The organism is Pseudomonas sp. SORGH_AS_0199, from assembly GCF_031453735.1.
Classification (GTDB): domain Bacteria; phylum Pseudomonadota; class Gammaproteobacteria; order Pseudomonadales; family Pseudomonadaceae; genus Chryseomonas; species Chryseomonas aestiva.
The window spans coordinates 1,489,107-1,510,152 of the sequence record NZ_JAVJAE010000001.1 but is presented as its reverse complement, the minus strand read 5'-3'; the positions used below and the strand labels follow the sequence as shown (position 1 = coordinate 1,510,152).

The following is a 21,046-nucleotide window of genomic DNA, read 5'->3' as shown; positions in this document are numbered from 1 at the left end:
ACCTAGGCGGCGGGGCTGGACTCGCCCTGCGCCTCAGCGACCGGTGCAGTGTTGGCGAAGTGCACCACTCGCTGCGGGAAGGGAATGCCGATACCCACCGCGCCCAGACGGTCGCGGACCTGCTCGTTGAGCATAAACATCAGCGGCCAGTAGTCGCCGCTGTCGGTCCAGAAGCGCAGCGACAGGGTGATGGCGCTGTCGCCCAGGGCCGATACCACCACCTCGGCGGCCGGATCCCGATGCACCCGCGAGTCTTCCGCCAGCGCCAGCAGCACCTCGCGGCCCTTCTGCAGATCGGCCTCGTAATCCACGCCGACATCGAAGATCACCTTGCGCTTGGGCTGGCGCGAGTAGTTGGTGATGATGCCGTTGGACAGATTGCCGTTGGGGATGGTGACGGTCTTGTTGTCCCCGGTCAGCAGGATGGTGTGGAAGATCTGGATGGAATTCACCGTCCCCATCACGCCTTGGGCTTCGATGAATTCACCGACGCGAAAGGGGCGGAAGGTCAGGATCAGCACACCGCCGGCAAAATTCGACAGGCTGCCCTGCAGTGCCAGACCCACGGCCAGACCGGCCGCACCGATGATGGCGACAAAGGAGGTCGTGGCGATGCCGATCATGGACGCCGCGCTGACCGCCAGCAGGATCTTGAGGATGATGCTGACCAGGCTGCCGAGGAAACTCAGCAGCGCCGGGTCGGCGCCATGGTGGGCCGCCAGGCCGCTGGCCTTGGCCGAGACCTTATTGATCAACCACCAGCCGATGGCCAGGGTCAGCAGCGCCAGCAGCACCCGGCCGGAATACTGCAGGACAATGGGCAGCCAGCCCGCGGTCATCGCCAGCAGGTGGTTGTATTGGTTTTCGATATCCAAACGGCGTCTCCTGTTACCTCTTCAGTCAGATGCCGCCGCGCTCGGCGGCGACCCTAAAGGGAGTCAGCTCAATCACGGAAGTTCTGGTATTGCAGCGGCATGTCCAGGGACTGGCCGCGCAGCAGGGCGATGACCTCCTGCAACTCGTCGCGCTTCTTGCCGGTGATGCGCACCTGCTCGCCCTGGATGGCGGCCTGAACCTTGATCTTGCTGTCCTTGATCAGGGCGACGATCTTCTTCGCCAGCTCCTTGTCGATCCCCTCGCGCAGGACGGTCTCCTGCTTGACGGACTTGCCGGAGGCATAGGCATCCTTGACCTCCAGGCACTGGACGTCGATCTTGCGCTTGGCCAGGTTGACCTTGAGGATCTCCAGCATCTGTTCGAGCTGGAAGTCGGCATCGGCGGTGAGGGTCACCGTCAGGTCCTTGGCTTCGAAGCTGCCCTTGCCGCGCAGGTCGTAGCGGCGATCAAGGTCCTTGATGGCGTTGTCGACGGCATTGGTGACTTCGTGCTTGTCCAGCTCCGATACCACGTCGAAGGAAGGCATGGATTTTCTCCTCGGTTGCGATGGGGCAGCCTTGACGCTGCGGCATGACCGACCATTATAACGACTGACCCTAGCCTTGCAGGAATCCAACCATGCCCCGCGAATCCACCCTGGAGTCACAGTTGTGAGCTGGCACGTACTGGGTGCCGGCAGTCTCGGCGGACTCTGGGCGGCGCGGCTGTTTCGCGGTGGCGAACCGGTGCGGCTGATCCTGCGTGACCGTACACGCCTGGCGCAGTATCGCGCCGGCGGCGGACTGCAACTCAGCGAAGGCGACACCACCAGCCTCTATCCGCTGCCGGCCGAGACGCCCGAGGCCGGCAATCCGATCCGCCGCCTGATCCTCGCCTGCAAGAGCTATGACGCCGAAGAAGCCATCGCCAGCGTCGCCGCGCGCCTGGAACCGGAGGCCGAGATCCTGCTGCTGCAGAACGGCCTGGGCAGCCAGGATGCCGTGGCCGCCCGGGTCCCGCGGGCGCGCTGCCTGAGAGCCAGCACCACCGAGGGGGCCTATCGCGAGACCGACTTCCATGTGGTGGCGGCCGGCGCCGGGCAGATCTGGATCGGCGACCAGCTCGGCAGCCATACCCCGCCACCCTGGCTGGACACCCTTACCCAGCTGGGTTTCCCGGTGCGCTGGACCGAAGACATCGACGCCCGGCTGTGGCGCAAGCTGGCGATCAACTGCGCCATCAATCCGCTGACCGTGCTGCATCGCTGCCGCAACGGCGAGCTGCGCCAGCACGCAGCGGAGGTAGCGGCGCTCTGCGACGAACTCACGGCCCTGCTGGAAGCCATGGGCCTCGCCCCGGCGGCCCAGGGGCTGCAGCAGGAGGTCGAGGCGGTGATCGCCGCCACCGCCAACAACCGCTCTTCCATGCTGCAGGACGTGGAGCGCGGCCAGCGCACCGAGGTGAGCCATCTGCTCGGTCATGCCCTGCCGATCGCCGGACGGCTGCGCCTGCCGGTGCCGCATCTGACGGACCTCCAGCAGCGGTTGCGGACCCGGCTCGCGGAGCGCGGATTGCCCGAGGACTAGCTGCGGGCTACCCTGCCCGCTTCCCTGTTGCCGCGGCTGCGCCATGATCCTCGCCAAACGCCTGAAGAATCTCCCGGTCGGCCGCAAGTTGCTGGCCGCCCTGCTGGTGATGATGATCGCGGTGCTGGTGGTGGCCAACGTGACCTTCATCAGTGCCGCCTACTGGATCTCCCAGGAAAGCGTGGCGCCCCAGGCGCTGCAGACCCTGGGCCGGCTGTTCGCCAGCCCGGTGCTCAGTCGCGAGGTGCTGGCCTCGCCGGAGGCGGCCCAGGTGCAGTTGCGCCAGCTGGACGGCTATGCGCCGCTGCGCCTGGCCGCGGTCTACGACAGCCAGGGCCAGCGCCTGGCCGAGCTGCACAACGGCGATCGCCTGCAGGTACCCGCACGCTTCGAAGAGCTGCAGACCTGGCGCCTGCGGGAATTCCGCACCAACCTGCTGGTGGAACTGCCGCGCCCCGAGGGCCCGCCCGGGCATCTGCTGCTGGTGGCCAGCAGCGAGCTGCCGGGCGCCTTCTACCGCGGCACCCTGACCGCCAGCCTGGCGATCCTGACCTTCAGCATCCTGCTCTGGCTGGTAGTGGCGCGGCAGATCAAGCGACTCATCACCCTGCCGATCCGCGAGCTGGAAGAACTTTCCCGCCAGGTGACCCGCGAGGAAAACTACTCGCTGCGCGCCAGCAAGGGCAGCGAGGACGAACTGGGTCGCCTGGCGGAATCCTTCAACACCATGCTCGGCCGCATCCAGGGCCGCGAGCAGCAACTCAAGCGCGCCCGCGACGACGCCCAGTACGCGGTGCTGCAGGCCCAGAGCCTGGCCGAGGAGACGCGCCGCTCCAACCGCAAGCTGGAACTGGAGGTACAGGTCCGCGGCAAGATCGAGAAGAAGCTCACCGGCTTCCAGAACTACCTCAACAGCATCATCGACTCCATGCCCTCGGCCCTGATCGCGGTGGACGAGCAGTTCTACGTCACCCAGTGGAACCAGGAGGCCACCCACCTCTCCGGCACCCAGCTGGACGAAGCCCTGAACCAGCCGGTGTTTCTCGCCTTTCCCTCGCTCAAGCCGTTCCTGCCGCAACTGAGTCGCACCGCCGAATTGCTGCGGGTGGAAAAGGTGGAGCGGGTGACCTGGGCGCTGACCGATACCCCGCGCCACTACACCCTGACCTTCTACCCGCTGATGGGCGGCGCCGGACGTGGCGTGGTGATCCGCATCGACGACATCACCCAGCGCCTCAACATGGAAGAGATGATGGTGCAGTCGGAAAAGATGCTCTCGGTGGGCGGCCTGGCCGCCGGCATGGCCCACGAGATCAACAATCCCCTGGGCGCCATCCTGCACAACGTGCAGAACATCCGCCGGCGGCTGTCGCCGGAGTTGCCGAAGAATCTCGAGCAGGCGGCCGAATCCGGCGTCGAACTCAATGCGGTGAATTGCTACCTGGAAAGCCGGCAGATCCCGCGGCTGCTCGACGGCATCCACCAGGCCGGCAGCCGCGCGGCCAAGATCGTCAGCCACATGCTGGCCTTCAGCCGGCGCAGCAATCGCAAGATGGAAGCCAGCGAACTGCCGCCGCTGATCGACCAGGCCATCGAGATCGCCGGCAACGACTTCGACCTGGCGGAAGGCTTCGACTTCCGCACCCTGTCGATCATCCGCGAATTCGATCCGGCACTGGGGCCGGTGCCGGTGATCGGCAATGAACTTGAGCAGGTGCTGCTCAACCTGCTGAAGAACGCCGCCCAGGCGATCCACCTGCGCGACGACGAGGAAGAAGGCGAATACGGCCGCATCACCTTGCGCACCAGGCTGCGCGGCGGCTGGGCGGAGATCCAGGTGGAAGACAACGGCATCGGTATCCCCGAGGACATCTGCAAGCGCATCTTCGAGCCCTTCTTCACCACCAAGGAAGTGGGCCAGGGCACCGGTCTGGGCCTGTCGGTGTCGTACTTCATCATCACCAACAACCACAAGGGGCAGATGGAGGTGCACTCCACGCCCGGCGTAGGGACCTGCTTCACCCTGCGGCTGCCCCTTATCCAGGCCGACTTCGACGCGGCCTAGGACTTCACAGGAGCTGCGCCATGGGTTTTCGCCTTACCGAGATCTACACCCGCCAGGGCGACGCCGGCGATACCGGCCTGGCCGACGGCAGCCGGGTACCCAAGGATCATCCGCGCATCGAGGCCATCGGCGCGGTGGACGAACTCAACAGTGCCCTGGGTCTGCTGCTCGCCGAGCTGGCGGACGATACCCGCCTGGCCGAGGTGAGCGACGCCCTGGCACCCTGCCAGCACCGGCTGTTCGACCTCGGTGGCGAACTGGCCATGCCCAGCTATCGCGCCCTGCAGGCGGGGGAGATCGAGCGTCTGGAAGGCGCCATCGACCGCTGGAACGCCGAGCTGGGGCCGCTGGAGAATTTCATCCTGCCCGGCGGCTCGCGTGCCGTGGCCCAGGCCCATGTCTGCCGCACCCTGGCCCGCAGCGCCGAGCGGCGCTGCCGCAGTCTGCACGCGGTGGAGCCGCTGGAAGGCCAGGGCCTGCCCTATCTCAATCGGCTGTCCGACCTGCTGTTCGTCGCCGCCCGCATCGTCGCCCGGCGCCAGGGGGTGAGCGAGGTGCTCTGGCAGGCCGCACGGCCATGAGCGCGCCGGCGGCACCAACCGCGCCACCACCGCGCCGCCACGAGGGCCTGCTGGCGCTCTGGGACGGCCTGATCCTGATCCTGGTCTGCGTGAACCTGGCGCTGATCCTGTTCGACAGCCTTTACGCCCTGGGGCCGCTCAACCAGGCCCTGGCCGCCATGCTGCCCGGCTTCCACGCCTTCTACGGCGAACGCATCCACGCCCACTTCACCCGCATCGACCTGGTGTTCGTCGCCTTCTTCCTCGCCGATGTGCTGCTCGGCTGGCTGGTGGCGGTGGTCGAGCGCCGCCATGCCCGCTGGTACCACTATCCCTTCATCCACTGGTACGACGTGCTCGGCTGCATTCCCCTGGGCGGCTTCCGCCTGCTGCGGGCGCTGCGCATCGTCTCGCTGCTCCTGCGCCTGCAGCGCCTGGGGCTGATCGACATGCGCGGCTGGCGGCCCTATCGGCTGTTCAACCACTACTACCAGCTGCTCATGGAAGACCTGTCGGATCGGGTGATGATCAAGATCTGCGGCGAATTGCAGGACGAACTCAACACCCGCGACGACTTCTCCCAGAGCGTGATCGACCGCGTCATCCGTCCGCGCAAGCAGCGGCTGATCGACGGCATGGCGCTGCGTATCCAGGCGATGGTGGAGCAGGGCTACAGCCAGAATCGCGCCACCCTGGAACGCCTGGTCGGCGACGTGGTGCAGGGCGCGCTGGACGAGAATCCCGACCTGGCCCGGCTCAAGCGCCTGCCCATGGGTGAGCGCCTGGCAGATACCCTGGACGGGGTGCTCACCGACATCGTCAACGGCCTGGTCCGGGAAGCAGCGGCCAGTCTGCGCACCCGCGACTTCCGCGCCCTGGCCAGTCGCCTGGCCGATCACGGCTTCGATCAGAGTCTGCCCAGCGGCGCCCAGGACAATGCCCTGGACGAGGTGCTGGTGGAGATCCTCGAGGTATTCAAGCAGAAGGTCCTGCAGCGCCGGCTCGATCAGCTCGACGGCGAGCTCTGGCCGCAGGACTGGCAGCGCAGCGAGATCGATCCGATCAACGCGCCCCGGCGCTGATCTGCTGCTGCAGATTCTGCACCTGGGTCTGCAGGGTGGTGATGTTGCGGGTGGTCTGCAGGCGGAAGGCGTCGAATTCCTTGCTGTCCGGGCCCACCGGGCGGGCGTCCAGTTCGCTGCGCAATACCAGCAGGTCCTGCTGCATCTCGCCCAGGGCCTGGTTCTGGGCGCTGGGTTTCTTCAGCGCGGCGATGTCGGCCTGCAGCGCCTTGTTCTGCGCAGTGAGGCTGGCGACCTGCTCGGTCAGGCTGGCGGTCTGCGCCAGGCCGTTCTTCAGTGTGGTCTGCTCCTCGGCCAGGGCCTTGAGTCGGGTATCCACCTCGCCACTGCCGGTCTGCACCGTCTGCACCGCGGTGGAGAGATTCTGCAGGCGGTTGTCCTGGGCCTGCTGGTTGTCCGTCACCCCCTGCTGCTGGCGGGTGAGTTCGGCGACCTTGCTCTGCAGGGTCTTGACCTGCAGCAGCAGGGCCTCGCGACTGGTAGTGCCGGAGGATTCGCTCTCCACCAGCTTGCCGGAGATGTCCCTCAGGCGACCCTGGGCGTCTTCGCTGATGCGCGCGAAGTTTTCCTGGGTGGCCACCACCTGCTCCTGCATCAGCACCAGTTGCTGATGACTCCACCAGGCGACCCCGGCCAGGGCCAGGGTCAGGGCCGCGACCAGCACCCACAGCGGCGCGGTGGAGGGTCCGCGGCGTACCGGGCGGGAGTGACCGGCAGCGGGTTCGCGATAGACCTCTTCGGCTTCGACCGGACGCCGACTGCCGGGACGGCGATCGTCGCGCTCCGGGGTCAGACTCGGGACGTTATCCATTTCATCGAGAAGATCGTTGCGCATGGCAGACCTGTGAGCAGAGGCAAGAAGACGGAATCGCGGCCAGTATAACGGCCGTCGCCATGGACGCGAGGCAGCCGGCACGCGGATTGGCCCCGGGAGCGTGCGCCGAAACGCAGTCTGCGTCGATAGCAAAGCGCCAGCATGCCCTGCCCTGGGTGCGCTGAGGATTGCCGCTAGACCGGTCCGCTATGGGCCTGGGGCGCCCGCGGGCGATATTCTTCCAGGGCGCTCCAGGAACTGGCCTCGGGCAGGTAGCCGAAGGCCTCCTGGGCGGCGCGGATGTCCAGGGTGAAGGCGCTGTCGAGCAACTCGGGCCAGCAGGATTCATGACCTGGGGTGCGCAAGCGGGCATAGAGCCGCCGGGGATCGAAGGCCTTGCGCTCGACCACCGGCGGCAGCTCGAAGCGGCGCAGCAGGAAGTTGATCGCATCCCAGCACACCAGGGGCTGGCCATCGCTGAGGTTGAAGACCTTGCCGTGGGTGGCGGCCGGTTGCCTGAGCAGCAAGGTCACCAGGGCCTTGCGCAGGTTGCCGGCGCTGGTGAAGTCCCAGCGATTGAGACCGTTGCCGCTGCGCCCCAGCTGCCTGGCCTTGGCCCGCTCCAACAACCAACGCGCCCAGTCGCGATCGGCCAGGCCGAGCACCTGGGCCGGCCGCAACACCGTGACCTGGGGGCCGAATTCACCGGCGGCCAGGGCCAGGCGCTCCAGTTGCAGACGGCGCTGGGCCTCGCGGCTCCTGGGCTTGGTCGGCACCTGGTCTTCCTTGAGCGCTTCGCCGCCGCTCTCGTAGAGGCGCGCGGACGACACATAGACGAATTGCGCGACCTGCTGCTGCAGGGCGGCTTCGATCAGCACCTGACCATGATCCAGATCGGCGGCGCTCGGCACGCCGGCCACGTCGGTGCAGTGGGCGATGGCGTCGATGTCGTCGCACAGCGCCACCACCTGCGCGGGCTGGTCGAGCAAGGCCGGGTGGTAGTCGGCGCCGCGTTCGACCAGGGCGTCCAGGGTCGCGCCGGGGCGGCCGTGCACCCGCACCAGTTGGCCGCGGTCGAGCAGATCGCAGGCCAGACCCGCACCGAGCGCCTCGCTGGCGCCCGTGATCAAGATACGCATGTCGCTGGGATTCCCGAACCTGTCCGCGGTCGCCGAGGACGACCCAGAGACCAGTGTAACCAAAGCCTTCGACAGGCGCCGCTAGTCGCGCACCAGCCACTGGCCGCCGACGCCCTCCAGATGGCGGGTCAGCGCCTGCAGGGCGACACCGCCATTGCGCCAGTGATGCCAGAACAGCGGGACATCCACCCAGTGACCGGGCGCCAGATCCACCAGGGCACCACTGGCCAGGGCGGCCGCACTCTGGATATCGGGCAGCAGACCCCAACCGATACCACTGAGGGCCATCTGCTGGAAACCTTCGGCGGACGGGCAGAGGTGGTAGTCGAAGGGCGCGGTGACACCGAGCTGCTCCAGGTAGCGGTGCTGCAGGCGGTCGTCCGGACCGAAGACAATGGCGGGCGCGCGCACCAAGGCCTGGGCGATCGGCCGCCCGGTCAGCCAGCGGGCACAGAAATCCGGACTGGCCACGGCGCGATAACGCATGGCGCCCAAGGATCGCACCCGGGCGCCCGCCAGGGGCTGACCGCTGGCGCAGAGGCAGGCCGCCACCTCGCCCGCGCGCATGCGGCGCAGCACCACGTCCTGATCCTCTACCACCAGATCCAGCAGCAGCCCCTGCTCCACCAGCCAGGGGCCGACCGCGGCCGGCCACCAGCTGGCCAGGCTGTCGGCGTTCAGGGCGATACGGAGCCGCTGCGGCACCTCTTCGGCCAGTCCCGGCACCTCGCTGCCCAGGTCGGCTTCCAGCAGGCGGACCTGCTGGATATGGCGCAACAGCCGCAGCCCCGGCGCGGTGGGCTGGGGCGGTGTCTCCCGCACCAGCACCGCCTGGCCGACCCGGGCTTCGAGCAGCTTGATGCGCTGGGACACCGCCGATTGCGACAGGCCCAGCCGGCGCGCCGCCCGTTCGAAGCCACCCTCTTCCACCACCACCGCCAGGGCTTCCAGCAACTTGTAGTCGATCATCGATTCAGCTAATGCTGCATAAGGAATATTGGTTTTTCTTATACACCCGGACCCGGCAAGGTGGCAGCCATTCCCGCACCACAAGGCGACACCCTTGCAATGAACAGCTACTTCACCGGCCTCCTGACCATGGCCAGTCTCATCATGGCGCTGGGTGCCCAGAACACCTATCTGCTGGCCCAGGGGCTGCGCCGCGAGCACCATCTGGCCATCGCCGCCTTCTGCCTCACCTGCGACGTGATCTTGGTGGCCGCCGGGGTGCTGGGCCTGGCCGCGCTGATCCAGCACAGCCCGCTGCTGGTGGTCATCCTGCGCTGGGGCGGCGCGGCCTTTCTGCTCTGGTACGGCGCCCAGGCGCTACGCCGGGCCTGGCGGCCGGCGGCCATCGACAAGCTGGAGACCACGAGTCCGCGCAGCCGGCGGCAGGCGTTGCTCGCCGCGGCCGCCGTCTCCCTGCTCAATCCCCATGTCTATCTGGACACGGTGCTGCTGGTGGGCTCCCTGGGCAGCCAGCAGGCCGCGCCCCTGGCCTATGTGCTCGGCGCCGCCACCGCCTCCATGCTGTGGTTTTTCGGACTCGCCCTGGGCGCGGCCTGGGCCGCACCCTACCTGGCCCGTCCGGGGGTGTGGCGACTGATCGATCTGCTGGTGGCCGGGGTGATGTTTGCCGTCGCGGTGCAGTTGCTGGTCTCGACCTGAGGCTGGCCTTCGCCCGGCGAGCGCCCTAAGCTGCGGCTCTGCGTTTCCTGTCGAGAGTCCCTATGCCCTTCGCCCGCTCGCTCCGCAGCCAGAGCCTGCTCCTGTTCGGCGGCAGTCTGCTGCTGATGCTGCTGATCGCCCTGGCCGGCTTCGGCCTGCTTTCCCGCGAACTGCACCGCTACCAGCACCTGATCGAGGGCCCGCTGGAGCGGCTGGTGGAGATCGATGACACCCACCTGACCTTCAAGATCCAGGTGCAGGAGTGGAAGAACTTTCTGCTGCGCGGTGGCGATGCCGACACCGCCGAGCGCTATTGGCAGGCCTTTCTGACCCGCGAAGCCGAGGTCGATCAGCGACTGCAACAGCTGGCCACCCGCGTCGACCCCGAATTGCAACCGCGCCTCCAGGCGCTGCGGACCCAGCACGGGCGTCTGGGCGAGCGCTATCGCGCCGGCCATGCCGCCTATCTCGCCCATGATCGCGATCCACGCCGCGGCGATGCCGAGGTCCGGGGTATCGACCGCGAGACCGCCGAGGGCTTCGCCGCCCTGGTCGATGAACTGCACGGCCGTACCGCAGAGCAGATCGCCGCCATCCGCGCCGAGGCCCAGCGCGACATCCTGCTCGCCGGTCTGGCCCTGCTGCTCTGCGGCGGCGGCCTGCTGTTCCTGGGGGTCAGGCTGGTGGAGCGCCGGCTGGTGGACCCGCTGGTGACCTGCGCCCGGCAACTGGGGCTGCTGGCGCGCGGGCGCTTCGGCGAGCGCCTGCCCGGCGGGCGCGATGACGAACTGGGCCGCCTGACCCTCAGCACCAATCTCCTGCGCGACGCCGCCGTGCAGCACACCCATGAGCTGCGCCATCAGGCCAGCGAGGTCAGCGCCCTGAGCGCCCTGCTTGCCAGTCAGCTGCTGACCGAACCGGGTCAGCCCGCGCGCGCGATTGATCCGCAGGTCCTGAAAGAGGTCAGCCGTCGCCTCGCCGACATCGCCGGCGATCTGCAGGAGGCCGCCAGCCAGCGGCAGGATTGAGCGGCGGCGCTAGAGCTGCGCCGGTACCTCGCGCCATTGGCCCGGCGCCAAATCGTCCAGCGTCCAGGGGCCGATGCGTACGCGCACCAGGCGCAGGGTCGGCAGGCCCACCGCGGCGGTCATGCGCCGCACCTGGCGATTGCGCCCTTCGCGGATGGTCAGCTCGATCCAGGCGGTCGGCACGCTCTTGCGAAAGCGCACCGGTGGATCACGCTCCCAGAGCACCGGCGGCTCGGCCAGCAGACGGGCTTCGGCCGGCAGCGTGGGGCCGTCATTGAGTTCGACCCCCTGGCGCAGGCACTGCAATTGCGCTTCGCTGGGGGTGCCTTCCACCTGGGCCCAGTAGGTCTTGGGCAGCTTGTGCCGGGGATCGGCGATGCGCGCCTGCAGCTGGCCATCGTTGGTCAACAGGAGCAGGCCTTCGCTGTCACGATCCAGACGGCCAGCCGGATAGACACCTGGTACCGCGACGTAGGCCTTCAGGGTCGCGCGGCCATCGGCGTCGGCGAACTGGGTGAGTACATCGAAGGGCTTGTTGAGCAGCAGCAGCCGCGGCGTGATCGGCGGCGCCTTGGCCTGGCGACGGGGCCGCTGGCCGGGGGTGGAACGGGTATTTCGCGACATGGGGATCGACGGCGGCTGGCCAAAGGGTAATCTGGACCGCCCAGTCTATTCGTCCGAGGTCCCATGCGCATCTTTCGTCCGCTGTGGCTGATCCACCTGCTCACCCTGGCCGGTTGCGCCTCGTCCGCCTACGAAGGCCCGCGCTCCGATCACTTCGACGGCGAGCGCTTCCACAACCTGGCGCCGCGCGAGGACAAGAGTCTCTGGACGGTGCTGAAATGGCAGTTCACCCGCACCCGTCCCGAGTGGACCTGGCAGGAAGGGCCGGCCGTGCCGACGCGGCCAGCGGCCCGGGTCGAGGGTGGCGAATTGCGGGTGACCTTCGTCAACCATGCCACCCTGCTGATCCAGCATCAGGGCCTCAACATCCTCGCCGACCCGGTCTGGTCGGAGCGGGTGAGTCCCTTCAGCTTCATCGGTCCGCGGCGCTATCACGCCCCCGGCGTGGCCCTGGACGACCTGCCGCCGCTGGACCTGATCTTCGTCAGCCACAGCCACTACGATCACATGGATCTGGCGACCCTGCGGCGCCTGGCCGAGCGCGCGCCCCTGACGCCGGTGGTGACGCCCCTGGGCAACGCCGAGCTGATCCGCCGCGAGACCGGTTTCGTCACCGTCAGCGAACTGGACTGGTGGCAGAGTCTGCCGCTCAAGGATGACATGCGCCTGCACCTGGTGCCAGGCCAGCACTGGTCGGCACGCAGCCGCTTCGACACCAATCGCCGGCTATGGGGTGGCTTCGTGCTGGAAGCGCCGACCGGACCGGTTTATTTCGCCGGCGATACCGGCTGGGGCCCGCACTTCGCGCAGATCCGCGAACGCCTGGGCGCGCCGCGCTTCGCCGCCCTGCCCATCGGCGCCTATGAACCGCGCTGGTTCATGCGGGACAGCCATCTGAATCCCGACGATGCGGTACGCGCTCATCAGGCACTGGGCGCCGTGAGCAGTCTGGGCATCCATTTCGGCACCTTTTCCCTGAGCGACGAAGGACAATTCGCTCCGCCCCGCGACCTGGCCCATGCCCGCGCCCTGCATGGCCTGGCCGACGAGGCGTTCCGGACACTGGCGCCGGGCGAGGCCTGGTCGGTGCCCTAGGTTCAAGACGAAAGGGGGCTGGACGCTACTCCACCAGCCCCTTGTCCCAGAGCCGCACCAGCTCGCTGGGCGCCCGGTCTTCGGGGATCAGCAGGGTCAGTTCGTCTTCCTGCTCGGCGGGTTGCGGGCGAAAGCGCAGCTCCACCTTGAAGTAGCGCTGATCGCCGCGCCCGACCTGGGTTGGTTCGCCGGATTCCGGCAGGCAGCGCTCCAGCACCGAGCAGATGCGCCCGCGCTGGGCGCTGTCGTACTGGCCGAATTCGATCTCCCGCGGCTTGCTCAACGCATGCAAGGGGGCGAAGCCCCCCTGTCGCGAGAGCCGCACCACGGTGTCCTTGCCCAGCGGGGGAAGTTCGCGCATTGCCCTGCTCCTCTAGCTAAGGGTGACACCCACGCCGGCCCAGGCCTCCTCGACCGCGCGGACCTCGGCCGATTCGGCGCCGAAACGGCGCCCGGCGTTGGACACAGTGAGGCGGGCGAAGGCGGCGAAATCCGCATCGTTGGCCAGGCGGCTGTCGCAGAGGGTGTCGTACCAGATCGGCCCGGCCTTTTCCCAGGCGTGACCGCCCAGGGCCAGCGCGGCCAGGTAGAAGGCCCGGTTGGGAATGCCCGAATTGAGGTGGACACCGCCATTGTCTTCGCGGGTCTCGATGTAGTCGCGCATATGGCCAGGCTGGGGATCCTTGCCCAGAGTCGGATCGTCGTAGGCGGTGCCCGGCTCGGCCATCGACCTCAGGCCCCTGCCCTTGATCTTCTTGGTCAGCAGCCCGGCGCCGATGATCCAGTCGGCCTCGGCAGCCGTCTGCTTGAGCTTGTACTGCTTGACCAAGATGCCGAAGACATCGGAGACCGACTCGTTGAGTGCGCCGGACTGGTTGAAGTACACCAGCCCCGCCTCGCTCTCGGTGACGCCGTGCACCAGCTCATGAGCGATGACGTCGAGAGCGATGGTGAAACGGTTGAAGATCTCGCCGTCGCCATCGCCGAACACCATCTGCTCGCCGTTCCAGAAGGCATTCTGATAGTCCTGGCCATAGTGGACGGTGCCGGCCAGCGGCAGGCCCTGGCCATCGATGGAATTGCGCCCGAAGACCTCGTTGAAGAAGGTGAAGGTGGCGCCCAGGTAGTCGTAGGCCTCGTCCACCGCCACATCGCTCAGCGCCGGCTGGCCTTCCTGGCGCACCAGGCGCCCGGGCAGTTGCATGGCATTGCCGGCATCGAAGATGCTGCGCTGCGGACTGGCGTCATCGGTACGCGGCAGCGGCCCGATCGGCGCCTGGCGCACCCCGGGCCGACCGGGATTGTGCAACAGACTCTGGACGTGGCTCAGGGTGGTCAGGGCGCAGGAACGCTGGTGTTCATCGCCATGATCGATGATGCGGCCAAGAATGTAGGGGGGAATCACTCCCTGGTAGGTGCCCGGATAACGAGACATGCGCGACCTCCTCCTCTGGGGGACAAAGGTCCCCGATCACCGCAGCGTGCGGTCCTGTCCGTTGGACCACGAAACAGCCGGACCACTCCCGCCTCTTCACCCGGAGGCAGGCTTCTGGTACAAAGGCACCCCACGCGGGCGTCGTATAATGGCATTACCTGAGCTTCCCAAGCTCATGACGAGGGTTCGATTCCCTTCGCCCGCTCCAGAATTCATGCGGCTTTCAGGGCTGCATTAGCGTTACGCGGAAGTGCCGGGGGCCGTTTTGGGGGCCGTATCTGTCCAAGTGGCAGAGAGACTGTCAGAGCGTTAGAGAGTGACGGCGAGAGTCTCGGCCGTGAATCCCTCCCCCCGGTAGCGAAAGCAATTTTTCAGGTTGGCGAAAAAAGTAGGTTACTGAGGTTACTTTTTTTTCTAATCACCCTCTATCCCTTGCCAGACAAGGCCTCCAGCGGTTTAGCCAAAAGTTTTTTCCAGGTTATTTGAGGTTATTAGTAACTTTCCAGACAGGTTACTTCCCTCCATGCTGAAACCCTTGATCTAGAGCGGTTCTAGAAAAAGTAACCTCGGAAAAAACCTGAAGTAACCTCACCCAGGTTACCGGCGAAACCCAGCAATGACGCGGCCTGGAGCCCTGTCAAGCGCCCCCTCTACCCTCGGTAACCTACTTTTTTCGGCGACCTGAAAAAGTCCTCAAGCACTCAACGGCCTGGGGCTGCATTTGGCCGTCTGAAAAAAGGCTGGTGGTGCAGGGATTCGCAGGGTTTTTCAGGCCTGCCAACCCCCGTACAGCCCCAGTAGCGGCGCGGAACGGGGCCTGGTGCAGGGCTGCAGAAAAAGCGACACATTTAGACCGCGGGCGTGGCGGGGGGACGACGGCGCGCGCAGCGCCGGCAACCGTCTAGAATTCTCTGTCGTACTAACATGCAAACGGATTTGAGCCGAGGTGGGCCCAAAGATGAAAAGGGACATGGATCTGATACGAGAGCTTCTGCTGAAGCTCGAAGACTTATGTCAGAAAGCCGATAGTGTATTGGTTATCAAGAAGGACTCTGAGGAATTACAAGTCGACGGATATAACAGCGAACAAATCGGATACCACCTTTCGCTGCTTCGCGAAGCTAGACTTATACTTCCAGATAAGGGTGGAACGACTCGCGGGATGTATTTCCAAGGGCTTTCGTGGTCTGGCCACGACTTTGTAGATTCAGTTAGAGATCCCGAGGTCTGGTCTAAAGCAAAATCAGGGGCCCGCCAAGCCGGCGGATTCACTCTTGAACTCATGAAAGACCTAGCGCTCGGCTTCATTAAGAAAAAGATCAAAGAACAAACTGATATTGAACTATAGATAGGCACCCAGGAGTCTGAAACCCATGGATAGCGAAAAGATATTGTACCGATATAAGTACATGCCTTTTGAAGAGGGAAGCTTGAAGGTAATCACCGAGGGGACATTAAAGTATACATGCCCACTTGAATTTAATGATCCGTTTGATTGCATGCCTGCATACAACACTGCCAGCATAGCAACCTACCTCAACGAACATCCTGAGTATCTGGAAATTGCGCTTGCCAAGAGCAAAAGCACACCGGCGGCAAGAATCACTGGCAAGCAAAGAATAGTCGCAAGAACAAAGAGCCTGGTCGAAAGCGGTGCTTTCATCAAGGGACTGGTTTCTACAGTGGGTGTTTTATCGCTGAGTAGAATACCGACTGAAATATTAATGTGGTCACACTACACTAAGCATCATCAAGGATTCGTAGTAGAGTTCAAGATTGACCTCAAAAACTACATTGAGGGCAAACACGATCTGATGATGCCACACCCGGTAATTTACTCTGAAACTCGTCCCGTTCTAGAGTTTGGAACCACATTGGAAGTAGAAGAGTATTTCCTAAAGAAATCCTTAAAATGGGCCTACGAACAAGAGGAAAGAGTTGTTACAACGAACGAAGGCCACGGAATACACAGCTACGACAGAGAAGCATTCTTAAACTGTGTGATCTCCGGAAGCAAAATAAGCCCTGACAATTTCAAGACATTAAAACGCGCAGTTAAAACAGCAGAGAAAGACTGCAAAAAGAAAATACCTATATTCAAATCGGAGCTCTCCCCTACCGAATACAAAGTAATCATACCTGGGCATCCGAATACTGCTCATCATTAAAAAAGCCCCCGAAGGAGCTTTGAGTTTGAACAACTTCTTCATTACTGTGGGAGTTGCGTGAGTTCGTATGACCGGAAGCGGATCACCTCTTCCCCCAGCCATTCGTTGACCTGGGCCAGGCGAGCCTGCAGCGGCTCCAGCTCGTTGGCGGCGTAGACCAGGGCGGCATCGCGGATCGAGCCGAAGCCACCCGCGTTCTGCGGCACGATGCCCATGAGCTGCGGTGGGATCCGCAGGCCAGCGAGCATGTCGTCGCGGGTGATGCCCTTGATCGCGTTGAATTCGTCCTTCGCCGCCACCTCGCTGACCGGGATCAGCTGGATGCCGTCTTTCTTGCCGCCTGGGGCATAGACGAAGAGGTTGCGGAAGTTGCCCGGCCCTTTGGACTGGCGCAGCGCGGTGCGGACGTTGTCGATGTCCTCCTCCTTCTGCGCCGGGTCGGTCATGTAGAAGATGAAGCCGGCGTGGCTGCCGTTGTTGTAGTACTTGCGCCGGAACAGCGTGGCCGACTCGTTGAGCAGCGCCGACTGCATGGCCGCGAGCCACTCGGGCATGCCATAGATCTCCTGGTTGATATCGGCCTCGCGCAGGTGGCAGATGGTGCCCGGGGTGAATTCGTGCTCGTCTCGCCACCCGCGCACCTGGAAGAAGCGGTTGTCCTCGCCGCGGCGCATGTACTTGGCCAGCACCGGCTGCAGACTGACCGGCGTGCCCAGGCGCGACTGCCGGCGCTCCAGGTACGCATTGCCCGACCAGAGCCAGTCCAAGGCGAACTGCTCGAACGCCGCGCGGCTCAGCAGGCGATGCGGGATGAAGGTGCGGGCCAGCATGTTGCGCTTGAACTTGAGCCCGGAGTCCAGATAGACGCTGGCCCGCGTGGCCTTGGCCAGGCCATCAAGCGATAGCGGCGGGTCGTAGTAGCGGCCGTTGAACCAGCATTCCAGGTAGTCGAAGACCTCGCGGCCTTCCAGCACCGGCATGGGATCGCCGAAGGTAAAGGCCTCGATAGGGCCAGGCGTCGAAACGGCCAGCTCGGTGGAATTGCTCATCAAAAAATCTCCATGACGCCGGTATTACGGGCGGTCTGCCCTTCCAGCGGCTCGTTGTGCAGGGCATGAAAGAGGGCCCACGCGAGATCCGCGTGGCCGGTGGTGTCGTTGCGTCCGGCCGTGTAGGTGAACTGGCGGCCGCTGGCAGTGGTGGTCTTGCGAATGGCCATGAGCGACTGGGCGACGTCGGTCCAGCCGGCGTCGAATTCGAGCCGGCCGTTCTTGATCACGTCGTAGGCCTTGAGCACCAAGCGCGTCTTGACCTCGGGCGAGTAGCTGAAGGTGGTCAGGTTCGGGAAGAACTGGCGCACCAGCTGGGCCACACCGCTGCCCATGCCGGTGACATCGATGCCGATATAGGTCACCCAGTAGCGCTGGCAGACCTGGCGGATCGCCTCGGCCTGGGCGGCGAAGTCCATCCCGCGGAACTGGTGGCGCTCGAGCACGCGAAACTTGCCGCCCGGTACCAGCGGCGGCGCGACCACCACCAGGCCAGCGGTGTCGCCGGTCTCGGCCGGGTCATAGCCGACCCACACCGGGCGCTCGCCCAGCGGCCGGGTGGCGAAGGGTTTGTAGTCCTCGGCCCACTCGACCCAGCTGTCCACCATGCACGGCTGCAGCATGGCCAGCGGAAAGATGCTCGCGCCGTCATCGACGAACTGGCACATGAGCAGGTTCTGGAAGGCCTCGGCCGAGTACTCGAGCTTGAGCTCCTCCAAGTCGAAGAGGTCGCAGCCGCGAGACTCAGCGTCCAGGATGGTGACGATCTGTCGCCAGATCCGGTCCTCACAGAGCCGCCCCTCCTGCAGGGCCTCATGGGAGACGTCCAGCTTGAGGTGCTGAGCGACCGGCTTGCCCTTGTTGAAGCGCTCGCCGGTCCAGAAGGTATAGGCCTCATGGGCCATTGAGCTCGGCGTCGAGAAGTAGGTCCGGCGGTATTGCTTCTGCATGGCCATGCCGCTGGCGACCTTGTTCAGCTCCTCGAAGCGGAAGGTCCAGAAGAATTCGTCGAAGTAGAAGTTGCCGTGGTAGCCCTGGGCGGTGCGGGCATTGGTGCCCAGGAAGTGCAGCTCGGCGCCGTTGGCGAGGATGATCGGATCCCCGGTCACCTCGACACCACAGACCTCCCGGGCGAAGGCCTGGATATACGCTTTGAAGATATGCGCCTGGTTCTTGCTGGCTGAGAGGAAGATCTGGTTGCGCCCAGTGATCAGGGCGTCCAGGAAGGCCTCCCGGGCAAAGTAGAAGGTGGCACCGATCTGCCGGCTCTTGAGGATCGCCCGGGTCCGTTGACCGCCGGCCCGCAGCCAGTCCAGCTGGTAGCCGAAACACTGATCACGGAAGGCACTCTCAAGGGCCTCGATCTGCTCCTCGGTGAATTCGTTGCGCGCGGCCTTTTTCTTGGGACCGGCATTGCGGTTGTCCAGCTTGGGATTGAGCTCGGCCTCGGTACCGCCGCCCTGGAAGCGCTGGATTCGCGCCTGGCGTTCCAGTTGGCGGTGCAGCAGATCGATCTCCTTGAAGTCGCCGCCGGTCTTGCTGTCCTTGAGGATCAGCTGCACCAGGCGCGCCTCAAGGGCGCCGCCGATCCGCTCGACGTTGTCCGCCCGATCCCATTCGTCCCGGGCCTTCCAGCTGTGGACGGTCTTCTCCTTCTCGCCGATCGCCTCGGCGATCTCCGTCACCCGCCAGCCCATCCAGTACAGATGCTTGGCGCGCCGCCGCACGTCCATCAGCAGGTCGGTGGACGGGGCGGCCGCCGGCGTTTCGGCCGGGCTTGGCAGGGGCGAGGAATCGGATAGGCTTTTCATGGCCGCCAGACTGCCGCCCTGATCCCCTCCTCCATAGCGCGCGACCGTGTACCGAGCGCGCCTACAAAACCCTCTCGTTGCTGGGACGCGCGCGCGTCCCGACCATGCCCCTCATCGCCCAAGCACTCCCGCTAAGCCTCTGAGGATCCCCGGCATGGCCGACCCCAAGACCCCCAAACTCCGCTCTCCTTTCTTCCGTGTCGCCGTCGAAGGCGCTACCAGCGATGGCCGCCAGATCGAGCGCAGCCAGATCGAGCAGATGGCTGCCAGCTACGACCCCAAGACCTACGGCGCCCGCATCTGGATGGAGCACATCCGCAGCTCGCTGGCAGACAGCCCTTTCCGCGCCTATGGCGACGTGATCGCCGTCAAGGCTGAGGAAGTCGAGATCAACGGCCAGAAGAAGCTGGCTCTGTTTGCCCAGATCGAGCCCACCGCCGACCTGGTGGCCTTAAACAAGGCCAAGCAGAAGATCTACACCTCGGTCGAGATCTCGCCCAAGTTCGCCGACACCGGCGCCGCCTACCTGGTCGGCCTGGGCATCACTGATAGCCCTGCCAGCCTGGGTACCGACGTGCTGTCCTTCGCCGCGGCCAATCCGGCGGTCAATCCCTATGCCAGCCGCAAGCTGCACGCCGACAACCTCTTCACCGTGGCTGACGAGACCGTCCTCACCTTCGCCGAAGTTGATGACAAGCCCGGCCTGGGCGCCCTGCTCTTCGCCAAGGTCCAGGAGCTGCTCAAGGGCAAGGAAGCACGCACCGAAGGCGAGTTCGCCCAGTTCGGCGCTGCCGTGACCGCGGTGGCCGAGCACGTCCGCGAGCAGGACAGCCGCTTTACCAACGCCGAAACCGCTTTCGCCGAACTGGCCGGCAAGCATGCGCAGCTGCAGACCGATTTTACCGCCCTGCAGGTGCAACTCAGCCAGACCCAAGACCCCAACCAAACCAAGCGCCCTCCGGTCACCGGCGGCGATGGCCAGAACCTGACCGACTGCTGATCAGCCGTTCACTTTCCCGGAGAGATCCATGCGTAACGATACTCGTGCCCTGTTCAACCAATACCTGGCCCAAGTCGCCGCCCTGAGCGGTGTGTCCTCGGCGAGCGCGACCTTCGCCGTCGACCCCACCGTCCAGCAAAAGCTGGAAACCCGCATCCAGGAGTCCAGCGACTTCCTGAGCAAGATCAACAACATTCCCGTCGACGAGCTGCTCGGCCAAAAGGTCGGTCTGGGCGTCTCTGGCACCATCGCCAGCCGTACCGACACCACCGGCACTGCCAGCCGCAGCCCCCGCGACGTGTCCAGCACCGATAAGTCGGATTACAAGTGCGAGAAGACCGACTTCGACACTGCAATCCCCTACTCCCTGCTGGACGCCTGGGCCAAGTTCCCGGACTTCCAGGCGCGCCTGCGTGACGCCATCGTCAAGCGTCAGGCCCTGGACCGCCTGATGATCGGCTTCAACGGCATCAGCGCTGCGGCCACCACCAACCGCGCCACCAACCCGCTGCTGCAGGACGTCAACATCGGCTGGCTGCAGCAGTACCGCAACAACGCGCCCCAGCGCGTGCTAAAGACGGGCAAGGCCGCGGGCAAGATCGTGATTGGCGCTGGCACCGACGCCGACTACAACAACCTGGACTCGTTGGTATTCGACGCCATCAGCAACTTGATCGACCCCTGGCACCGCAAGGATCCGGGCCTGGTCGTCATCGTCGGTCGCGACCTGGTCCACGACAAGTACTTCCCGCTGGTGAACAAGGAACAGGCGGCCTCTGAAAAGCTGGCCACTGACCTGATCTTGGCCGCTAACCGTATGGGTGGCCTGCAGCCAGTCGAGGTGCCCTACATCCCCGACAACGCACTCTTCATCACCTCGCTGCAGAACCTGTCGCTCTACTACCAAACCGGCGGCCGCCGCCGCTTCGTCAAGGAAGCGCCGGAGAAGAACCGCATCGAGAACTACGAGTCGAGCAACGACGCCTATGTGGTCGAGGACTACGGCTTCGGCTGCCTGATCGAAAACATCGTGACGGGCGTATAAG

General features: G+C 65.0%; 21 protein-coding genes and 1 tRNA gene. 12 read left to right on the top strand and 10 right to left on the bottom strand.

Translation table 11 applies throughout. The annotated features are described in order from the left end of the window. Positions 1-2: 2 nt before the first annotated feature. Both QE444_RS07190 and QE444_RS07185 read right to left on the bottom strand, forming a co-directional pair. Positions 3-839: a mechanosensitive ion channel family protein gene (locus QE444_RS07190; RefSeq protein WP_405046463.1), complete on the bottom strand. Its 837-nt coding sequence runs from the start codon at positions 837-839 to the stop codon at positions 3-5. A gap of 104 nt (positions 840-943) precedes the next feature. Then, positions 944-1,423 (bottom strand): YajQ family cyclic di-GMP-binding protein, encoded by a 480-nt coding sequence (locus tag QE444_RS07185; RefSeq protein WP_133863011.1) that lies wholly within the window; start codon positions 1,421-1,423, stop codon positions 944-946. Between the two features lie 124 nt (positions 1,424-1,547). Between QE444_RS07185 and QE444_RS07180 the strand changes: the two genes are divergently transcribed. The 4 genes from QE444_RS07180 to QE444_RS07165 are packed head-to-tail and all read left to right on the top strand — an operon-like array spanning position 1,548 to position 6,169. Beyond that, positions 1,548-2,462 carry a putative 2-dehydropantoate 2-reductase gene (locus tag QE444_RS07180; protein ID WP_285386785.1) on the top strand — a complete coding sequence of 305 codons (915 nt, stop codon included), beginning with the start codon at positions 1,548-1,550 and terminating at the stop codon, positions 2,460-2,462. Between the two features lie 43 nt (positions 2,463-2,505). Next, positions 2,506-4,527, top strand: coding sequence for an ATP-binding protein (locus QE444_RS07175; protein ID WP_273863087.1), 2,022 nt, complete (start codon positions 2,506-2,508; stop codon positions 4,525-4,527). A gap of 20 nt (positions 4,528-4,547) precedes the next feature. Further along, entirely contained in the window at positions 4,548-5,108 is a 561-nt protein-coding gene (locus QE444_RS07170; protein ID WP_273863088.1) for a cob(I)yrinic acid a,c-diamide adenosyltransferase, read from the top strand. Beyond that, positions 5,105-6,169, top strand: coding sequence for an ion transporter (locus QE444_RS07165; protein ID WP_285386786.1), 1,065 nt, complete (start codon positions 5,105-5,107; stop codon positions 6,167-6,169). The genes QE444_RS07170 and QE444_RS07165 overlap by 4 nt, the downstream gene beginning before the upstream one ends. On the opposite strand, the gene QE444_RS07160 is transcribed toward QE444_RS07165, so the two are convergent. From QE444_RS07160 to QE444_RS07150, 3 genes are all read right to left on the bottom strand, one after another. Continuing rightward, positions 6,150-7,004 (bottom strand): ATPase, encoded by an 855-nt coding sequence (locus tag QE444_RS07160; protein WP_285386787.1) that lies wholly within the window; start codon positions 7,002-7,004, stop codon positions 6,150-6,152. The genes QE444_RS07165 and QE444_RS07160 overlap by 20 nt on opposite strands. A gap of 173 nt (positions 7,005-7,177) precedes the next feature. Further along, entirely contained in the window at positions 7,178-8,122 is a 945-nt protein-coding gene (locus tag QE444_RS07155) for an NAD(P)-dependent oxidoreductase (RefSeq protein WP_309737648.1), read from the bottom strand. Between the two features lie 81 nt (positions 8,123-8,203). Beyond that, positions 8,204-9,091 (bottom strand): LysR family transcriptional regulator ArgP, encoded by an 888-nt coding sequence (locus QE444_RS07150; protein ID WP_309737647.1) that lies wholly within the window; start codon positions 9,089-9,091, stop codon positions 8,204-8,206. 99 nt (positions 9,092-9,190) lie between these two features. Between QE444_RS07150 and QE444_RS07145 the strand changes: the two genes are divergently transcribed. Beyond that, positions 9,191-9,790, top strand: a complete 600-nt coding sequence (locus tag QE444_RS07145) for a LysE/ArgO family amino acid transporter (protein WP_309737646.1) — start codon at positions 9,191-9,193, stop codon at positions 9,788-9,790. A 62-nt stretch (positions 9,791-9,852) separates the two neighbouring features. Continuing rightward, a complete protein-coding gene (locus QE444_RS07140) occupies positions 9,853-10,818 on the top strand; it encodes a HAMP domain-containing protein (protein WP_133863020.1) in 966 nt (321 codons plus the stop codon). Between the two features lie 9 nt (positions 10,819-10,827). On the opposite strand, the gene QE444_RS07135 is transcribed toward QE444_RS07140, so the two are convergent. Beyond that, positions 10,828-11,442 (bottom strand): pseudouridine synthase, encoded by a 615-nt coding sequence (locus tag QE444_RS07135; protein WP_309737645.1) that lies wholly within the window; start codon positions 11,440-11,442, stop codon positions 10,828-10,830. Positions 11,443-11,505: 63 nt separating this feature from the next. On the opposite strand from QE444_RS07135, the gene QE444_RS07130 reads away from it, so the two are divergent. After that, positions 11,506-12,537 (top strand): MBL fold metallo-hydrolase, encoded by a 1,032-nt coding sequence (locus QE444_RS07130; protein ID WP_309737644.1) that lies wholly within the window; start codon positions 11,506-11,508, stop codon positions 12,535-12,537. 25 nt (positions 12,538-12,562) lie between these two features. On the opposite strand, the gene QE444_RS07125 is transcribed toward QE444_RS07130, so the two are convergent. Further along, on the bottom strand, positions 12,563-12,898 hold the full coding sequence (locus QE444_RS07125; RefSeq protein WP_017640065.1) for a protealysin inhibitor emfourin: 336 nt from the start codon (positions 12,896-12,898) through the stop codon (positions 12,563-12,565). A gap of 12 nt (positions 12,899-12,910) precedes the next feature. Next, positions 12,911-13,972, bottom strand: a complete 1,062-nt coding sequence (locus QE444_RS07120) for a M4 family metallopeptidase (RefSeq protein WP_280311295.1) — start codon at positions 13,970-13,972, stop codon at positions 12,911-12,913. Positions 13,973-14,106: 134 nt separating this feature from the next. On the opposite strand from QE444_RS07120, the gene QE444_RS07115 reads away from it, so the two are divergent. The 3 genes from QE444_RS07115 (at position 14,107) to QE444_RS07105 (ending at position 16,140) form a co-directional block, all read left to right on the top strand. After that, positions 14,107-14,180, top strand: a tRNA-Gly gene (locus QE444_RS07115). A 762-nt stretch (positions 14,181-14,942) separates the two neighbouring features. After that, positions 14,943-15,320 carry a DUF2513 domain-containing protein gene (locus tag QE444_RS07110; RefSeq protein ID WP_309737643.1) on the top strand — a complete coding sequence of 126 codons (378 nt, stop codon included), beginning with the start codon at positions 14,943-14,945 and terminating at the stop codon, positions 15,318-15,320. Between the two features lie 25 nt (positions 15,321-15,345). Beyond that, the gene (locus QE444_RS07105; RefSeq protein ID WP_309737642.1) at positions 15,346-16,140 is read left to right on the top strand and encodes a DUF2971 domain-containing protein; all 795 of its coding nucleotides are present in this window, start codon (positions 15,346-15,348) and stop codon (positions 16,138-16,140) included. Between the two features lie 41 nt (positions 16,141-16,181). Here the strand turns inward: QE444_RS07105 and QE444_RS07100 are convergent, their stop codons facing one another. After that, entirely contained in the window at positions 16,182-17,189 is a 1,008-nt protein-coding gene (locus tag QE444_RS07100) for a phage portal protein (RefSeq protein WP_309737640.1), read from the bottom strand. Then, positions 17,189-18,922, bottom strand: a complete 1,734-nt coding sequence (locus tag QE444_RS07095) for a terminase ATPase subunit family protein (protein ID WP_309741939.1) — start codon at positions 18,920-18,922, stop codon at positions 17,189-17,191. Before QE444_RS07095 ends, QE444_RS07100 begins: the two co-directional genes overlap by 1 nt. Positions 18,923-19,154: 232 nt before the next feature. Between QE444_RS07095 and QE444_RS07090 the strand changes: the two genes are divergently transcribed. Continuing rightward, the gene (locus QE444_RS07090) at positions 19,155-20,000 is read left to right on the top strand and encodes a GPO family capsid scaffolding protein (protein WP_309737639.1); all 846 of its coding nucleotides are present in this window, start codon (positions 19,155-19,157) and stop codon (positions 19,998-20,000) included. Positions 20,001-20,028: 28 nt separating this feature from the next. Then, entirely contained in the window at positions 20,029-21,045 is a 1,017-nt protein-coding gene (locus tag QE444_RS07085; protein WP_309737638.1) for a phage major capsid protein, P2 family, read from the top strand. Position 21,046: the final 1 nt, after the last annotated feature.

Excerpts from the sequence above, each read along its gene's own strand:
- QE444_RS07140 (WP_133863020.1), top strand. The coding sequence starts at position 9,853 with ATGCCCTTCGCCCGCTCGCTCCGCAGCCAGAGCCTGCTCCTGTTCGGC.
- QE444_RS07085 (WP_309737638.1), top strand. The coding sequence starts at position 20,029 with ATGCGTAACGATACTCGTGCCCTGTTCAACCAATACCTGGCCCAAGTC.
- QE444_RS07155 (WP_309737648.1), bottom strand. The coding sequence starts at position 8,122 with ATGCGTATCTTGATCACGGGCGCCAGCGAGGCGCTCGGTGCGGGTCTG.
- QE444_RS07120 (WP_280311295.1), bottom strand. The coding sequence starts at position 13,972 with ATGTCTCGTTATCCGGGCACCTACCAGGGAGTGATTCCCCCCTACATT.
- QE444_RS07165 (WP_285386786.1), top strand. The coding sequence starts at position 5,105 with ATGAGCGCGCCGGCGGCACCAACCGCGCCACCACCGCGCCGCCACGAG.
- QE444_RS07110 (WP_309737643.1), top strand. The coding sequence starts at position 14,943 with ATGGATCTGATACGAGAGCTTCTGCTGAAGCTCGAAGACTTATGTCAG.
- QE444_RS07130 (WP_309737644.1), top strand. The coding sequence starts at position 11,506 with ATGCGCATCTTTCGTCCGCTGTGGCTGATCCACCTGCTCACCCTGGCC.
- QE444_RS07190 (WP_405046463.1), bottom strand. The coding sequence starts at position 839 with ATGACCGCGGGCTGGCTGCCCATTGTCCTGCAGTATTCCGGCCGGGTG.
- QE444_RS07175 (WP_273863087.1), top strand. The coding sequence starts at position 2,506 with ATGATCCTCGCCAAACGCCTGAAGAATCTCCCGGTCGGCCGCAAGTTG.
- QE444_RS07185 (WP_133863011.1), bottom strand. The coding sequence starts at position 1,423 with ATGCCTTCCTTCGACGTGGTATCGGAGCTGGACAAGCACGAAGTCACC.
- QE444_RS07095 (WP_309741939.1), bottom strand. The coding sequence starts at position 18,922 with ATGGACGTGCGGCGGCGCGCCAAGCATCTGTACTGGATGGGCTGGCGG.
- QE444_RS07170 (WP_273863088.1), top strand. The coding sequence starts at position 4,548 with ATGGGTTTTCGCCTTACCGAGATCTACACCCGCCAGGGCGACGCCGGC.
- QE444_RS07135 (WP_309737645.1), bottom strand. The coding sequence starts at position 11,442 with ATGTCGCGAAATACCCGTTCCACCCCCGGCCAGCGGCCCCGTCGCCAG.
- QE444_RS07100 (WP_309737640.1), bottom strand. The coding sequence starts at position 17,189 with ATGAGCAATTCCACCGAGCTGGCCGTTTCGACGCCTGGCCCTATCGAG.
- QE444_RS07125 (WP_017640065.1), bottom strand. The coding sequence starts at position 12,898 with ATGCGCGAACTTCCCCCGCTGGGCAAGGACACCGTGGTGCGGCTCTCG.
- QE444_RS07160 (WP_285386787.1), bottom strand. The coding sequence starts at position 7,004 with ATGCGCAACGATCTTCTCGATGAAATGGATAACGTCCCGAGTCTGACC.
- QE444_RS07090 (WP_309737639.1), top strand. The coding sequence starts at position 19,155 with ATGGCCGACCCCAAGACCCCCAAACTCCGCTCTCCTTTCTTCCGTGTC.
- QE444_RS07150 (WP_309737647.1), bottom strand. The coding sequence starts at position 9,091 with ATGATCGACTACAAGTTGCTGGAAGCCCTGGCGGTGGTGGTGGAAGAG.
- QE444_RS07105 (WP_309737642.1), top strand. The coding sequence starts at position 15,346 with ATGGATAGCGAAAAGATATTGTACCGATATAAGTACATGCCTTTTGAA.
- QE444_RS07145 (WP_309737646.1), top strand. The coding sequence starts at position 9,191 with ATGAACAGCTACTTCACCGGCCTCCTGACCATGGCCAGTCTCATCATG.